18 protein-coding genes and 1 pseudogene are annotated in these 16,052 nt (G+C 36.3%); 5 read left to right on the top strand and 14 right to left on the bottom strand.

What is annotated here, in order from left to right; genetic code table 11:
- Positions 1-191 precede the first annotated feature (191 nt).
- A complete protein-coding gene (locus L3X37_RS15375) occupies positions 192-347 on the top strand; it encodes a winged helix-turn-helix domain-containing protein (protein ID WP_369409872.1) in 156 nt (51 codons plus the stop codon).
- Positions 348-360: 13 nt separating this feature from the next.
- Complete coding sequence (locus tag L3X37_RS04100) at positions 361-915, top strand: IS630 family transposase (RefSeq protein ID WP_369409873.1); 555 nt, start codon at positions 361-363, stop codon at positions 913-915.
- Positions 916-929: 14 nt separating this feature from the next.
- Here the strand turns inward: L3X37_RS04100 and L3X37_RS04105 are convergent.
- From L3X37_RS04105 to L3X37_RS04155, 11 genes and pseudogenes are all read right to left on the bottom strand, one after another.
- A pseudogene (locus L3X37_RS04105) lies at positions 930-1,316 on the bottom strand (transposase); the annotation flags it as partial.
- Positions 1,317-1,486: 170 nt separating this feature from the next.
- Positions 1,487-2,143 carry an RraA family protein gene (locus L3X37_RS04110; RefSeq protein WP_237238900.1) on the bottom strand — a complete coding sequence of 219 codons (657 nt, stop codon included), beginning with the start codon at positions 2,141-2,143 and terminating at the stop codon, positions 1,487-1,489.
- Between the two features lie 56 nt (positions 2,144-2,199).
- Positions 2,200-2,652 carry a MaoC family dehydratase gene (locus tag L3X37_RS04115; RefSeq protein ID WP_237238901.1) on the bottom strand — a complete coding sequence of 151 codons (453 nt, stop codon included), beginning with the start codon at positions 2,650-2,652 and terminating at the stop codon, positions 2,200-2,202.
- Between the two features lie 21 nt (positions 2,653-2,673).
- Positions 2,674-3,438: an SDR family NAD(P)-dependent oxidoreductase gene (locus L3X37_RS04120; RefSeq protein WP_237239070.1), complete on the bottom strand. Its 765-nt coding sequence runs from the start codon at positions 3,436-3,438 to the stop codon at positions 2,674-2,676.
- A gap of 76 nt (positions 3,439-3,514) precedes the next feature.
- On the bottom strand, positions 3,515-4,531 hold the full coding sequence (locus L3X37_RS04125) for a zinc-dependent alcohol dehydrogenase (protein ID WP_237238902.1): 1,017 nt from the start codon (positions 4,529-4,531) through the stop codon (positions 3,515-3,517).
- A gap of 12 nt (positions 4,532-4,543) precedes the next feature.
- Positions 4,544-5,614 (bottom strand): Gfo/Idh/MocA family protein, encoded by a 1,071-nt coding sequence (locus L3X37_RS04130; protein WP_237238903.1) that lies wholly within the window; start codon positions 5,612-5,614, stop codon positions 4,544-4,546.
- A 2-nt stretch (positions 5,615-5,616) separates the two neighbouring features.
- Positions 5,617-6,849 carry an ABC transporter substrate-binding protein gene (locus tag L3X37_RS04135; RefSeq protein WP_237238904.1) on the bottom strand — a complete coding sequence of 411 codons (1,233 nt, stop codon included), beginning with the start codon at positions 6,847-6,849 and terminating at the stop codon, positions 5,617-5,619.
- Positions 6,849-7,994: a CaiB/BaiF CoA transferase family protein gene (locus tag L3X37_RS04140; RefSeq protein ID WP_237238905.1), complete on the bottom strand. Its 1,146-nt coding sequence runs from the start codon at positions 7,992-7,994 to the stop codon at positions 6,849-6,851. Before L3X37_RS04140 ends, L3X37_RS04135 begins: the two co-directional genes overlap by 1 nt.
- A 6-nt stretch (positions 7,995-8,000) precedes the next feature.
- Entirely contained in the window at positions 8,001-9,143 is a 1,143-nt protein-coding gene (locus L3X37_RS04145) for a CaiB/BaiF CoA transferase family protein (protein ID WP_262910782.1), read from the bottom strand.
- A gap of 4 nt (positions 9,144-9,147) precedes the next feature.
- Entirely contained in the window at positions 9,148-10,299 is a 1,152-nt protein-coding gene (locus L3X37_RS04150) for an ABC transporter substrate-binding protein (protein ID WP_237238907.1), read from the bottom strand.
- A gap of 210 nt (positions 10,300-10,509) precedes the next feature.
- Positions 10,510-11,580: an L-rhamnose/proton symporter RhaT gene (locus L3X37_RS04155; RefSeq protein ID WP_237238908.1), complete on the bottom strand. Its 1,071-nt coding sequence runs from the start codon at positions 11,578-11,580 to the stop codon at positions 10,510-10,512.
- A gap of 148 nt (positions 11,581-11,728) precedes the next feature.
- On the opposite strand from L3X37_RS04155, the gene L3X37_RS04160 reads away from it, so the two are divergent.
- Positions 11,729-12,496: an IclR family transcriptional regulator gene (locus L3X37_RS04160; RefSeq protein WP_237238909.1), complete on the top strand. Its 768-nt coding sequence runs from the start codon at positions 11,729-11,731 to the stop codon at positions 12,494-12,496.
- Positions 12,497-12,735: 239 nt separating this feature from the next.
- The gene (locus tag L3X37_RS04165; protein WP_237238910.1) at positions 12,736-13,263 is read left to right on the top strand and encodes an RNA polymerase sigma-70 factor; all 528 of its coding nucleotides are present in this window, start codon (positions 12,736-12,738) and stop codon (positions 13,261-13,263) included.
- 216 nt (positions 13,264-13,479) lie between these two features.
- Here L3X37_RS04165 and L3X37_RS04170 read toward each other — a convergent pair whose 3' ends face one another.
- From L3X37_RS04170 to L3X37_RS15225, 3 genes are all read right to left on the bottom strand, one after another.
- Complete coding sequence (locus tag L3X37_RS04170) at positions 13,480-13,686, bottom strand: transposase (RefSeq protein ID WP_237238911.1); 207 nt, start codon at positions 13,684-13,686, stop codon at positions 13,480-13,482.
- 215 nt (positions 13,687-13,901) lie between these two features.
- Positions 13,902-14,369 (bottom strand): transposase, encoded by a 468-nt coding sequence (locus L3X37_RS04175; RefSeq protein ID WP_237238912.1) that lies wholly within the window; start codon positions 14,367-14,369, stop codon positions 13,902-13,904.
- A gap of 61 nt (positions 14,370-14,430) precedes the next feature.
- The gene (locus L3X37_RS15225; RefSeq protein WP_262910783.1) at positions 14,431-14,565 is read right to left on the bottom strand and encodes a hypothetical protein; all 135 of its coding nucleotides are present in this window, start codon (positions 14,563-14,565) and stop codon (positions 14,431-14,433) included.
- Positions 14,566-14,873: 308 nt separating this feature from the next.
- Here L3X37_RS15225 and L3X37_RS04180 point away from each other — a divergent pair, with 308 nt between their 5' ends.
- Positions 14,874-16,016, top strand: coding sequence for a FecR family protein (locus L3X37_RS04180; protein ID WP_237238913.1), 1,143 nt, complete (start codon positions 14,874-14,876; stop codon positions 16,014-16,016).
- Positions 16,017-16,052 lie beyond the last annotated feature (36 nt).

Genomic DNA, 16,052 nt, shown 5'->3' on the forward strand with positions numbered 1-16,052 from the left:
AAAGATTGGGAACCACTTAAAGAAATCATTATTAAGACCTGAAATATAGAAATCCAAATAGTCTATTATTATTATTATTATCTGATAAACCTAAAGATATAAAGTCCAGAATTATTACTAAAGAAATTCACCAAGGGTTAGAAAAAAGAGTCAACTCAAGTGATAATCCATTGTTAGGTTATTGGGATGCCGTGGATTGGGTAAAATCTGAATATGAAGTTTCAGTAAGTTACCATTTGTTAAGATATCATTTAATTAAACATTTTAAAACCAAACTCAAAAGTCCAAGAAAGTCTCATTACAAAAAAGATGACCAAGCAGTGACTGCTTTTTTAAAAACTACCTAATACGCTAAACAACATTAGATTAAGTCTAAATAAAGATAAGTATGAAGTTGTGAATCTATATTTTCAAGATGAGTCTAGGTTTGGGCTTATGACACATTTAGGAAAATGTTTAACAGCAAAAGGCGTGAAGCCAATTGTGAATTTTCAGCATAAATTTAAAACAACCTATTTATACGGAAGCTATTCTCCAATAAATGGGGATAACTTTGTTTGGGAAATAAACGGTGTGGATACCGCTATATTTGAAGCCTATTTAAAACAATTTTCAAAATATAAACCCAAAGAATATAAGATTGTTGTTATTGATAATGCAGGCTTTCATTCTACAAAAAACATAACGGTTCCCGATAATATTTTCTTACTCAGAATACCACCTTATGCACCAGAACTAAATCCGTGTGAACAAGTTTGGCAGTACATTAAAAACAGATACAAAAATCAACGGTTTGAAACTATGGAAAGTTTAAAAAAATGGCTACACAATAGCGTCAACAATATGAGTAATGACCTTATTAAATCCATAACGAGTAATTACCATTATACAAATGCTTTCAATACGACTTTATGAATTTAAATTGGTATTACACCATAAGTGTTTTCTATAAAATCAATAATATTGCTATTGCTCATGCCTTTTGCATATAATAGCTGAATACAATCTTCTAACTCTTGTCTTATAGATTGATGCTTTGGTACAATAACAGGATCAAAACTAGATTCCCTGTCTCTTGGAATTTGTATACGTTGCTCGCCATTTTGAGTTTTTAGAGTCTTTTCTGAAAAACCATTTCGAGTATTGCTTGCCAGTGGTTCTTTGCCTTTATCAAACCCTAAATGTGTTGTCATTTCTGCTTTTAAAAGAGTTTCAATACTACGTTTAAGCAGTTCTGTCTTAACTTGTTCAAAGTCTTCCTTGTTGCTAATCTTGCCGATTAAGGCATCTAATTGTTTTTCTAATTCTGTATTCATAAGATAAAAATTTAAAGTTAAATTTTTTGCCTACGAATTTCAAAATCATTTTTCAATTAACAAATCGCTAAAACACAAAATATTTTATTATCCCAATTTAGAAATGTATAACAATAATCTAGCTGCATAATCTCTCTATTAACTGTCCAGTTTTTTATTGCAAGTCCACCTTAAAACTTCCCATATTTTAGATAAGCTTTTTGAGGATCGACCCCATTCATAATTGCCTTTCTAACTAAGCTTTCGGTTCTTAAAACTTCTTCTACTTTTTCGATGACTTCTTCCGATATATTTTGAGGTATTACAACAATACCATCTCTGTCGGCCATAACATAGTCTCCTGTATTGATATCAACGTCTCCAATTTTAATAGGTTCCTCAAAGCTATCTGCAACCCACCTGCCAACAATATCTACAGGCGTGTAATATTTACAAAACACTTTAAAGCCGATTTTATTTATAAAATCAGAATCTCTACATCCGCCGTCTACAATATACCCTCTAATACCCTTTAATTGGAGTGTTTCAGAAGATAATTCTCCCATATGCGAAAGCTTATCGTCGTTAGGTTGACAAATTATGACGCTTCCTTTAGGTGCTTTGGAGAGCAAAGCGGTCCATTGCAGTAGCGTTTCATGAGGGTCTAAAGTATCGTCATAACGTCCGCTTACGGTGAAAACAGTTCCTGCTAATTTTTTATCAATGTTCAAAGGGCGAATATTATTGGGTAATGTTTGGTTAGGGTAGCCCATGGCCCTAAGTACATCGTATACGGCTCCTGAGTAGCATTTTTCCAATCTGTTTGATAATTCAATACTTTTATTCATGATTTTTATTTTATGGTCAACCTGTTTTTAATACTGTTTTTTTTAATGATATGTAACTACTTGTTGTGGTGTTTTCTTTTTGCTAGTAAAATATGGTCGCAAACCAACACTAGCTCACCATGTTGATTGAAGATTTCTACGTGTTCTGTTACATGACCTAAATGTACATGTTTGGAATCCTTTTTTTCGCTTATAGTTACCACCACCTTAATGGTATCTCCAATATGTACTGGTTTTATAAAGCGCAGGCGGTCATAGCCTTTTGAGAATGCTTCTGGATTTATTTCGGTAGCGGTCATACCAATACCAACTGAAAAAGTAAGGGTACCATGAGCGATACGTTGTTTAAAGGGTTGGGTTTTGCACCATTCTGAATCCATATGATGTGGAAAAAAATCACCGGTATGTCCTGCGTGAACCACAAAGTCCGTTTCAGTAATAGTACGCCCTAAAGTTTCTCTTTTATGACCTAATTTATAATCTTCGTAAAACTGTGATTTTATATGCATTATTTTAGTTTTTAAATCTTATTATCTGCCCATCCAGCCCCCGTCAACAAGAACAATAGCCCCGTTCATATAAGCTGCCGCATCTGAAGCTAGAAATACGGTCGGTCCAGCAAAATCTTGAGGCTCTCCCCAGCGCCCTGCTGGTATTCTTGATAAAATGGATTCGGCTCTTACAGGGTCGTTGCGCAAAGCTTCTGTGTTATCTGTTGAAATATATCCTGGCGCAATAGCGTTAACATTAACACCTTTTCCTGCCCATTCATTTGCAAATGCCATGGTTAACTGGCCTACAGCTCCTTTACTTGCTGCATATCCTGGCACCGTAATACCGCCTTGGAAAGTCAATAATGAAGCCGTGAAAATAATTTTACCGTATTCTCTTGCTACCATTTCTTTACCAATTTCCCTAGTCAGAATAAATTGTGCATTTTGATTGACTTCAATCACCTTGTCCCACATATCATCCGGGTGCTCAGCGGCAGGAGTTCTTAAGATGGTTCCCGCATTATTTACCAAAATATCGATTTGTGGGTGGTCTGCTTTAACCGCCTCGATAAAAGCATATAATGATTTTCTATCTGAAAAATCACATTGGTATGCGCTAAAGCTTTTCCCATTTGCTTCTACTGCTTTAGAAACTTCACTTCCTTCCGGTTCCAATGAAACCGATACGCCAATAATATTTGCTCCTGCTTCTGCCAAACCAATGGCCATGGCTTTACCAATACCTCTTTTACAACCGGTTACCAAAGCTGTTTTTCCTTCTAAACTGAATTTATTTAGGATACTCATTTTTAATGTTTTTGTTTTATTTAAAGATTTTGTGAAGATGCTTCTACTGTGCTCAGCGTGACATTTATTTTTAAAGTTGGCAGTCCATTAAGACTTTCATACCGTCAGGATTTTTATCAATGTTTTCGAATACTTGTTGAATGTTTGATAATGGTTGTACATCAGTTATCATATCCTCAAAGGGCGATTCATTGGCAGTAATCAGTGCAATGGATTTTTCATAATCTTCTTTTTCATAAACTCGTGCGCCTATTAACTTTAATTCCTTCCAAAAGAACTTGAATAAGTTCACAGGTTTTGGCTGCCCATGAATGGCCACCATGACGATACGGCCTCTGATACCGGCGACTTCGGTCATAATATTTAATGTTGGTTGTACGCCTGCTACCTCAAAAACGACATCGGCCAGTCTTCCCTCGGTTTTAGAATGCACATATTCTACCAGGTCTACATCGATTGGACTTACTGCTTCTAACCCCATGGATTTGGCTTTTTCAATCCTTGTTGGGTTCACCTCTGAAATAATTACCTGAGCTCCTACTTCTTTAGCTACCATAGCCACTAAAAGTCCGATAGGGCCACCACCAAGCACTACAGCAGTTTCGCCAACTTGCAACCCACTCAATCTAACATCATGGGTGGCTACCGATAAGGGTTCGATTAAAGCCGCCAACTTTAAATCTGTGTTCGCTTTTAATTTATGTAAAGTGAATGCTGGTACATTCCAATATTGCTGCATGGAACCAGGACTATCAATCCCTATAAAATTCAATTCTTCACAAATGTGGTTGAATCCTTTGTCTGAAGGTTTGGCTTTCCTGTCGTCTAAGGGGCGTACTACAACTTTATCTCCCTCTTTAAATCCTTTCACGCCACTCCCCACGGCATCAATAACGCCTGACATTTCATGACCTATGGTTTGGGGCATGGCCACCCTTTTATCCATCATACCATGATAGATATGAACATCTGTGCCACAAACTCCTGAGTAGGCTACTTTGATTCTTACGTCACCTTGTACCGGAGCTTCGATTTCTTTTTCTATAACCGAAAATGTCTTATTTCCTTTGTATTGCGTTGCTATCATTTGGGTCTGGTTTTATGTATTGTAATTGGGTGAAATGCCACCATCATTGTTGGATTTGTAAGCGGCTTCTACTATGGCCATGGAATGCACCACATCTTCAACATTGGTGTGAAGAAGGTTGGATGAGCCTTCTACATATCGCATCAAAGATGCCATGGTGCCAATAAAAGCATCTGGAAACCAAGAGCCTTCCAGGTCTACTTCAATCCATTGAGGTGCTTCGCCTTCTTTTAAAATGCAGTATTGAAACAGGTCTGGTTTGCCGTTTGGGTAATCCAGTAACAGGCCAATTCTGGCTTTAATGGCGCCTTTGGTGCCTTCCCATTTTACAAAACTCTCCTGGTTCTTTTCGCCAAAATTATGGTCGTGATTGGTGTTGATAATAGCTCGAATGGCATCACTATAGTCCATTATAGTGGTAGTTCTTGTAGAAGACATGGTTTTAGCAGGATTCTTAAGCGTTTTGGAATACACCCTTTTGGGGTTTCCTAAGAAGGACCGTATTAAATCTATATAGTGAATACTGTGCTGTTGGATTTCCAAACGCGGGTGGTGCATCACATTAGGGAAGTATTCCCATGGTGTATACGTGGACAACCTAACTTCAAAGTCATATAACTCACCAATATGCCCGTTTTCTATTAAATACTTAGCGGCCATTACGTAAGGGGCAAAACGCATTTGACAGTTAATAGCTGCTTTTAACTTTTTTCTGCGGCAAACGTTTAAAATTTCTAAAGTTTGCTCATAATTATCACCCATAGGCTTCTGAATTAACACTGCGGCTTCATCGGGTAATAATTCGAGGACAGCTACAAATTGGCTAGGCATTAATGTTAAGTCGAATACCGCATCTTCTGGAGCATCTGCTACCATATCTTCAACAGAATCATAAACATTAGGAATGTTGAATGTTTCTGCTAAATCCAATGCACGTTGTTTGGTTCTATTAGTGATTCCAGTTACATTAAAACCTACTTTTTTATAGGCGGGTAAATGCGCGTCGCGAACAATACCACCTGCACCAATAATATAAATGGGTCTATTTTCTTTTGGTAATTCTGGCTTATAAATGAGTTTCATAATTAAATATTTTCTATACGATTGATTTTTTCTTGAGCTTGGTTCAAGATATTTTCAATAGGTTCTGAGGTATTTATAACATCTAAAACCAATTGGTCTATAACATCGGCAACTTCAGACCAATTTGATTTTCTGGGCAACGACTTGGTGTTTTGGTGAAGTGTTTCCAGTTTGTGATAATAGGGGACTTCTTTGTTTACATCGGTATCGTGCCATGTAGATTTTCTACAGCCAATGGCACCTTCTAAAGTAAGGAGTTTGTCATTTTCGGCATTGACAGCAAATTTGATAAAATCATAAGCTAAGTCTTTGTGTTTACTGCCGTTTCCAATCACATACATCCAATAGGCGTTTAGTGAAGACCCTTTACCGTTGGGGCCAGCAGGCACATCGGAAATGTCAACTTTGCCTTTTACTTTGGAATCTTCTAAAAACTCGCACATAGAGGCGAATCCAAACCAGTTAACCATCATGGCCAGATTGCCATTGGCAAATGCCATGCCCGATTTTACGGAATCAAAATCCCTGGAATTTGGATGGATGGCATTTGTGTTTTTAAGGGCTTTTCTATAAAAGGCCATGCCTTCAATGGCGGCTTCTGAGTTTAGCTTGATGTTTTTATTTGGGTCAAAAAGGTTGCCCCCTCGTGTCCAAAGTTGTAAACAAAAGTCGAAAACCGTGTTATGTCCATCAGGATAGGCAGCAAAGGTAGTGCCGTATAGATTTTGCTCTGGCCTGTTAAAGAATTCTGCCACCTTTATAAAGTCATCCCAGGTTTTCGGAATTTCCAATAATTTACCATGTTTGCGGTAGTATTCAATACCTTCTTCTGCAGATTCGAACAAATCTTTTCTGTAAATTAAACATTCGGGTCCATTATGAAACGGTAATGCTACTGTTTTTCCTTCAAAGATTTGTTTTTGTAATAAAGAGTTAGCCCATCCGTTTGGGAAGTCTTCTGGTGGATTTTTTTCAATTAATGGGGTTAAGTCTTCTATAGAGCCAGATGTGTAAGCTTCGGTAATCCAATCGGTGTTTATGAGTGATACATCCCAATTACCGTTTTTTAAACCTTCGGCTTTTAAAATAGTGTCGTGTAATGGGTGTAAATCAAGGGAAACAGCTTCTAGCTTCAGGTTACAGCCTGTTTTCTGACAATACTTTTCCCATATTTTATCGATGGCCGATTCAAAGGCGTCAAATTTTCGTACTGCAATTCTAAATTTTGTTGCCATTATGCAGAAATTAATTCGTTTATGATACTTTGTGTATGCTCGCCCAAAGCTGGTGATCCTAAAGGTGATTTTAAAATTTCACCATCTATTCTAATAGGGCAGCGTGTAGTCTGGTATTCAAAACCATCGCCCATTTTAACATTCTGAATCATATCTATTACTTTAAAGCCTTCGTGTTGAAATAACTCATCCCAATTCATGACATTGGCGCACCAAATGTCTGCGGGCTCTAAAACAGATAGCCAATGTTCGGTAGTTTTCTGTGCAAGGGTGTCTGCTAATAACACTTTGATTTCGTCTCTTTGATTATACCAACTTTCAATATCTTGAAATTCTTTTAGTTTATCATTACTTAATAATTCTCCTAAAAAAGGAATGGAACCCATAGCAAGAGCCAGATAGCCGTTAGCGGTTGGGTAAACCCCGTAAGGAGCGCCTAAGTAGGCATGGGCACTGTGCTGTTTAGGTCTAACTGTTGGTTGTCCGCCATCGTGATAAAAAGTGGTGATGAATTCAAATTGAAAGTCTAAGATAGATTCTAACATGCTCACCGAAACTTTACAACCTGTTCTTGTTTTTGTTTGTTGTAATAAACCGGCTAAAATACCTTGAGCTAAGTGTGCTCCAGATAAAATGTCTGCTATAGCTAAGCCTATTGGTGTTGGGCCATTGCCTTCATTTCCACTTAACCAGGTGAGGCTGGATAAAGACTGTAATAATAAATCTTGTCCTGGTTTTTTAGCCCATGGACCTTCTGAACCATATCCTGAAATTTCGCCGTAGACTATTTTCGGGTTTATGTTTTTTATGGTCTCATAATCAAAGCCAAGTCTATCTATGACGCCCGGACGAAAATTATGAACCAAAACATCTGCTTTTTCTATGAGTTTTAGTACTCGTTGTTTGTCAATATCGTTTTTTAAATCTGCCTGAAAACTTTCCTTATTTCTATTGATGGCTCTAAATACGGATGATTCTCCATTTAAAATAGTATTGGAAACGTATAATTGACGGCAAATATCACCTATTTCTGGGCGCTCAACTTTAATAACCCTGGCGCCCAGGTCTGCCAGACGTAGGGTTGCTGATGGCGCTGATAAAAACTGACTTAAATCTATAATTAATATGTCTTGTAATGGTTTCATCTTCTATTATAGATTAAATTCTTTAATGATATCTTCTGTATGTTGTCCTACTCTCGGCGCGGGTTTGCTGGCAAAAATGCGTTTGTCATTTATGCGAATGGGACAACGGGTTGTGTGTACTTCTTCTCCTGAAAGTAAAGATAATTTTTGGTCCCATTGGAGTACTTTATATGCGTCATGATTTAATAAGGTTTTATAATCATAAACATCAGAGCACCAAATACCTTCCTGCTCCAATATTTCCAACCAGTGTGATGTGGTTTCTTTTACTAAGAACGAACGCAGGATATCCATAATGACATCTCGTTCTGTGAACCATGATTCTGAATTTGAATATTCAGCTAGTGGTTCACATTGTAATACTTGTCCAAGCTTTGATAAATCTCCCATAGCCAAAGATAAATAGCCGTCTTTGGTTTTGTAAATGCCATAGGGCGCACCAAGGTAAGCATGCGCAGACCCTTGTTTAGCTCTAACAGGCTGTTTGTTGCCATCATTTAAATAGGTGGTAATGACTTCAAATTGAAAATCTAAAGTAGATTCTAACAGGCTTACTTCTACAAGGGCACCTTTTCCAGTTTTTTCTTTTCTAATTAAACTTGCTATAATGCCTTGTACTAAATGGGTTCCAGTTATTAAATCGGAGACGGCAACTCCTACGGGTGTTGGGTTATCCTCTTTATTACCAGTTAAATTTGCAAGGCCGGACATACATTGAATTAACAAATCTTGCCCCGGTTTTTTAGCCCAAGGTCCAGTAGTGCCATATCCGGTTACTGTGGCATAAATCAATTTAGGGTTTATGTGTTTGGCGGTATCGTAATCTAACCCGATTTTTTCCATCACTCCCGGACGAAAATTGTGGGTCATAACGTCTGCCTGTGCAATTAGTTTTTTTACGCGTTCTAAATCTTCGAGGTCTTTAAGATTTGCGGCATAGGATTCTTTATCTCGATTAACGGTATGGAATACCAGGCTGCTACCGTCTAAGAATAAATTCTTTAAAGCAATTTGTCTACAGCCTTCACCTTGAACAGGGCGTTCAATTTTAATAACACGTGCGCCCAGGTCGGCTAATTTTAAACCAGCCGAAGGCCCTGCCATAAATTGGGAGAATTCCAGAACTGTTATACCTTCTAATGGTTTCATCTATTTAAATTTCCAATGATTTTTTATACAATTTATTTAATTGAGAGAGCAGGGCTTTTTCATCGCCTCCGTTCTTCATATAATCTGTTATTGGTGCGCCTGCTCTATCTTGAAAATACATATGGCCATTATAACGCGGTCTTAAGAATGCCCTATCTAATGCAGGTAAGGTATTTTTAAAGAAATTTGCCGATATTTCGTTAGTATGTTCGTCTGTCCAAGCTTTTCTATGACCCGGCTGTCCGCCGTTGTCAAAAAACACCGTTTTTTGACAGGCTTCTGAACTTGTGTACTCTACATATTTCATAACGGTTTCAATGTATTTTGTTTGAGCAGAAACTGCCAATCCGGTGCCCCCCAGAGTGGAAATAGCACCAACACCATTAATCTCAATCATATCATGGAAGTGTAACAGTTTACGGGCATAGCCTGCTCTACTGTAATTGGTATAGCCATAAGCCCACGGGCAATAAGCATATTTGTCGGTTAGCGTCATGGCCTCGAAGATTTGAATAGGATTCCAATCAAAAATCTGTGGGTCCATTTCTACGGCCAGTTCTCTTAGCATTTGTAGTGCTTTTATTCCAATGGCTTCACTAACCACATCATTTGGAGAGGTACAAACTTCTTCGCCTAAGTTACAGCACATCATGTAAAAATTCATCAGGGTATCTTGTGGAATCCCAGGCATGATAACCAATCCTTGTTTTGCAAGCGCTAATAAATCATCATAAGTTTTAGGTAATTCCAAGCCTTTTTCATCAAAAATATCGGGGCGACTGCAAGCTACTGGTGTAGCTGCATCTACGGCCAAAGCCCATTGATGTCCGTTTGACGAATAACTCTCATGGGAACGACCAACTGTATTTTCTTCAAGGTCTTTCACGAATGCTTTGGGGAGGTACTCATCTAAGGGTAAAATCACATTGTTCTTGCCTGCAAATCCTGCCCAAGGATGGTCTATTATTAATAAATCGTATCGTTTTGCTAATTGGTCTATGGGCTCATCTGCAAAGGCTTGAAGTGAACGTTTCTCCCACACAATATCTACATTAGGATTTAGTTCACAGAAACGTTGTGCTGTTGCTACTACAGATGTAAATCCCCTACTATGATTCCATGTAATTCCTTTTAGTTGTATACGTTCAGTACTCATTTTATGTTTTTTATTATCTGGTTATAGGTTAAAAACTTGTAATTTATTGAACCTGTTTTAGTTTAGAAAGATGATATTATTTTTGGACAGATGACGACTGACCTGAGTAGATACTAAAAGGAAGTTCAGTCCTCCGTCTTCTATTTTTCGTTTTCATGGAATTTCATTCAAAATCTAATCTATTATTTTTAAGGCATATTGGTTTCATTTTTAATGACCATTAGTAACATCGGAGCCCAGTTTACTTCCGTAGGCAATGATGATGAATGATACCACCAAAACCACCAAGGCAATAATCAGTGTGAAATAGGTACGTTTGGTTACCTGTTTCCATTCCTTTAATACAATACCTACTATATAACTGAAGAATATAAGCATGGACATGTGCAATACCCAACTGGCAAATTTATATGCTCCCATTTGCACATGGCCAATACCATAGAAGAAGAATTGTCCGTACCAAAGTGCACCACTTAAAACAGACATGCCTAAGTTTAAATAGTAGTTTTGTTTGCCTACTCCTTTTATATCTACGAGCTCTTTTAATGTGTTGTTTTTAAGACCCACTACGGTGAACCAAATAAAGTTGGTGATAAAGGCACCGCCTGTTGATAGGATTAAGTTGGCATTTCCTTCAAAATTTCCTGCACCATAATTTCCTGCAATTTCGGCTACCGGGGCTCCAACTTCTAAAGAAATTCCAAAAACAGCAGATAACACTCCTGCTATAATGGTAAGTGTCAACCCTTTTTTCATATTAAAAGTTAAAGGTTCTCCACCATTGGCATTATTGTTTTTTAAATCTTTTTCTTTTCTATAGCCTGCAATACCACAAATAATAATGCCTATAAGAGCTAAAAACATGCCGAAGAAAATAGTATAACCCCCAGGGCCGTTAAACTTTTCCATAAGAGTGCCGTGCATAATTAGTGGGACAATGGTGCCCAAAATGGCCGATATCCCAATAGATATGGTATAAGTTAAGGAGTAACCAATATGACGAATGGCAAAGCCAAAACACATACCTCCAAAACCATAAATGGCTCCCAGTAAAGTAGCATTAAATAATACTGTGGAAGAAGCATCGGTAAAGACACTCATTAAGTTTGGAACGGTTAAAAATCCTATTAAAAATGGAAAGATAAACCAAGCGAAAGACGCTTGTACAATCCAATATGAATCCCAAGACCATTTTTTTACTTTTTGAAAGGGAACGTAACAGGTTGATGCGGCTACGCCTCCAATGGCATGTATTAAGGTACCTAAAACTGGATTTGACATAATATTGTTGGTTTTTTAAAAGAAATTATTTCTATATACAAAAATAGATTTCAAATATGAAAATACAAATATAAAAATAATTTTTATATATAAAAATTTTAATATTAAAATAGTTTTATTAATATTGTTTTATAATGACTTAAATAAAATGACTGCAAAAACAACAAGTTATGCTGCGCCAGCTTTGGATAGAGGGTTAGATATTCTTGAGTATTTATCTCTAGAAGGGGTTCCTTTAACACAGTTGGAAATAGCCCAGGGCATTAACAAAAAGTCTAGTGAGATATATAGAATGTTAATGCGTTTGGAGGAGCGGGGGTATATTATAAGAGGCTCGAATGCTGGGAAATATAGGTTGTCATTAAAGATGTATGAGTTATCTCATAGGCATACACCTTTTGAAGAGCTAAAACGAGCGGCACATTACCCAATGCAATTATTGGCAGAAAAGATTAGGGAATCTTGTCACTTAAGCATCATGCAGGAGAATCAGCTTTTGGTTATTTCGCAAGCATCAAGTCCTAATCCGGTATCCTTATCAATTGAAGAGGGGAGGCGCTTTCCACTATCAATGACTACTTCAGGAAAAGTGCTATTATCTTGTCTTTCTTTGGAGGCAAGAAAGAATATTTTGGAGAGAGACATACATTATAAAAAATGGAACAAAGCCCAGAAAGAAGACATAAATAAGGAGATAAATGAAGCTAAGGAAAAGGGGTATTTATTTGCCGAGAGTGAATTGACGGGAGGCGTGACCGATATTGCAATTCCAATAGGGTCAAAAGGTTCTGAAGTGAGCAGTATATTGGGAGTCTCTATGTTCTCATCTAACCTTGAAAAAAAGATAAACCTTGAAGATATCATTAATGCTTTAAAGGACACTCAAAAGAAAATCAATAGTTTAATTGGGCTTTAATCGAAAAGAATTTCGCGACGCTTTGCGTTGGGTTTCTTTGGAATTGTTATTCCCATTAAATCGAAGATTCATGAATTCAAAAATGTGAAATAGGAATTTATGAATAAAATGGAATCTAAAGCCAAAATAAGACAAGCGAAATACTCCTATGGCTCTGCCTCGAGGATAGTTCGTTTCAAGATTTTTTTTAATTTAAGATATATTTTAACTAATCCTTTCTGTTTTCTAGAATGAGGTCAATGTTTTATAGTGATAAAGAACTTCTTGAAGAAATCGTTCTTGATAACCCAAGAGCGTTTAAGGCATTGCACGATTTGTATGCAAGAGACATGTTTCTTTATGCTTTTAATATTTTAAATCATAAAGAATCTTGTGAAGATATTGTACAGAATATTTTTGTTGACTTTTGGCTGAAACGTAAAGACATGCAGATAACTAATGTTAAGTCTTACTTGTTTGTGGCTGTAAAATATCAGGTTTTCAATTATTTTAGGGATAAAAAAATTACAAAAGAAGATATTACCCGGCTTAATATATTGGAGATGTCTCCCAATGCTTCAAGAAAAATGGAATACCTAGAACTGGAGGAAACCATATTAGCTTCTGTTATGAAACTGCCTAAACGATGCAGGGAAATATTCGAGTTGAGTAGGTTTCAACATAAATCTCACAAAGAAATTTCGGAAGAATTAGAAATTTCAATTCAAGCAGTTAAAAATCAAATTTCGAAAGCTTTGGCATTTTTAAGAAAAGAACTTCAGAATTAAAAGCACAGAAACTTATCAATAAAGCACCTAGCTTGAGATTTATAGAGTTATTAGCTATTTATGGAGCATTGCCGTAGCACACAAAGTTGCCTCCTTTTTCTAAGGCTCTTTTTCTCGATTAATAAATGGATATAAAAATCGAACGCTTGTTTAGATAAAGTTGTTCCATCAGACAAATCAATACCTCTACAAAATACATCTAATACCAATTTAATTTTATGATGTCGCCATAAAGACATCTATATAATGATGATTTGCTGTAATTGATTTAATAGTTTCGGCACTCATTTTGTTGACCGTTCCATGCAACCACTTTTTTAAATCTTTCATAGATTCAAATCTTTGATTTTTGTAGCGTTGCTTGATATACTGCCAAATTTGTTCATAGGGATTGAGTTCAGGTGCGTAAGGTGGGATTCGCAATAGGTGTATGTTTTGTGGAACCTCTATGTTTTTTTGTAGAATGGAACCCCGCGTTGTCTATGACAACAATTTTAAGCTCTTTGGGCCTGTGCAACGAAAATTGTTTTAAGTATGCTTCAAAAACATCTGTGTTCACACCCGTTGACCTCCCATACAAAACGATCCCCCTAGTTGCGTCATCATGTCAAACCTGGCTTCATCTTGGAAATATAGATTTACATCGCATCTTTTTTATAATGGGATTTTCTTGGGCTTTTAAGCTTTGTCTTAAAGTGCTTTATCAAGTATTGCCTCAACAGGTGGTATTTAACTTCAACCTTATATTCTGAACAAACCCATTGTTTCGCATCCCAATAACCCAAGAAACCATTGTCGCTTGAATTGACACGTGCGGACAATCCATTGTGGATCTGCTCTGTGATAATCTTGGACTTTTTGTTTTTCGGCTGATCAGACAGCAGGCCTTGTATGCCATTGGTAATGTATTCTTTAGTCCAGCGCGCTTGTGTTCTGGTGCTGATGCTTAAATATTCACAGAGCTTTTTTCTAGTCTTGAATTTTTTACCCTGTAGTTCAATGAGCCAAATGATTCTTTTTTCAAATCTGAAATTTGGTTGCTTTTTGCGGAGTGAAACAAGTTCTGCTACACTTTCTTTGATTGCGAATTCTTGTGGTTTTGCCATCCTTAAAGACAAACAAATATAACGACATTACATAATTAAATTGGTATAACAGACCCAAATACTATTTGCAAAATTCATCTGACTTATCATCTATACCAAATAATTGAAATGATAAGTTTCCGCAATTAGACATACTGATGCTTCCATTAAATCCAATTTGATTTAATCCATGAATGCTACGTAATATACTTATCAATAAAAATATATTTTGATTTCAGTAGCGTTCGAAATGACAAACCAGCTCTAAAAAGAGTTTTTTCTTTGACTAATTTAATCCATTCTAATATTTTTTTGTTTTTAGTAGGAACGGGAGTGTGGCTATAAATCAAACAATAGTATTACAGCTCCTAAAGCGCATTATATTTGAAAACCTTGGTCTTAAATCTATTATCTATTATATAATAAAGGAATTTAAAAAAAATGACTTTAGACATGTACCAAGACGTTTGTTTTGTTACCTATTATAAAACCCCAACACTTAAAAGGGAGATTAATGCATAAAACATGAATGAAAAAGAGGTAAAAAAGATTTTTACAAAATATATTAATAATGAGTGTTCTGAAGAAGAACAAGAATTATTGGATGCGTTTTTAGATTCTTATCAAGATAAAGAGCATGTTTGGTCAGAATTTAAAATTGATAGCGAAGAAAAGTTTAAAAAGAAATCATGGACAAAAATAGAGCCTTACGTTAATAATAAGGATAAAAAAGTGAAAAAATTATTTGGCGGTTACCTAAAGTACATAGCTGCTGCATCGGTACTACTTATTTTTGGACTTACCTTATTTTTTAATGAAAAAAACGAACCGCAATCCATTGCCCCAGTAACTGTGAATAAGAGTGTTGCGCCAGGTGTTGATAAGGCAACATTAACATTAGAAGATGGTTCTCAAGTAGTTTTAGAAAGTGGGATGTCTTTTCAAACTAATAATGCGAATAGTAATGGAGAGGAAATTGTGTATAAAACTGAGGCAAAAACGCACTCAAAGACGGTATATAATCATCTCAACATACCAAGAGGAGGGCAATTCTCTGTTAAACTTTCGGATGGAACACAAGTATGGTTGAATTCAGAATCTCAATTAAAGTATCCGGTTCACTTTAAAGAAGGAGAGGTTAGGCAAGTTGAATTGATTTATGGAGAAGCTTATTTTGATGTGTCCCCAAGTGAAAAAAATCATGGTGATGGCTTTAGGGTAAGTTGTAATGAACAAGATGTATATGTACTTGGAACAGAATTTAATATAAAGGCTTATAAAGACGAAACGAATGTTTATACCACTCTGGTAGAAGGCAAAGTTGATGTGAATACTGAAAATGGAAATCAGGTCTTAACCCCCAATCAACAGCTAAATCTAGATGTGAATACGGGTGTATCTTCCGTTTTAGAGGTAGATGTATATAATGAAGTATCCTGGAAGGAAGGTGTGTTTAGTTTTAATTCTAAATCACTTAAAGAAATGATGAAAGTACTTTCCAGATGGTACGATAAGGATATAGTATTTAAAAATAAAACAATTGAAAACGAAGAGTTTGTAGGAGTCTTAAGAAAAAACGAAAATTTAGAGGATATTCTTAGAAGTATTAAAAACTTCGGCGTTATTAAAAATTTCGAAATAGATGATAAAAAAGTAATATTAGAATAAAAGAAAAGGGGACTGAAGGTCAAACATTTAGCGGTG

This window comes from Wocania arenilitoris (genome assembly GCF_021728535.1).
GTDB lineage: Bacteria > Bacteroidota > Bacteroidia > Flavobacteriales > Flavobacteriaceae > Wocania_A > Wocania_A arenilitoris.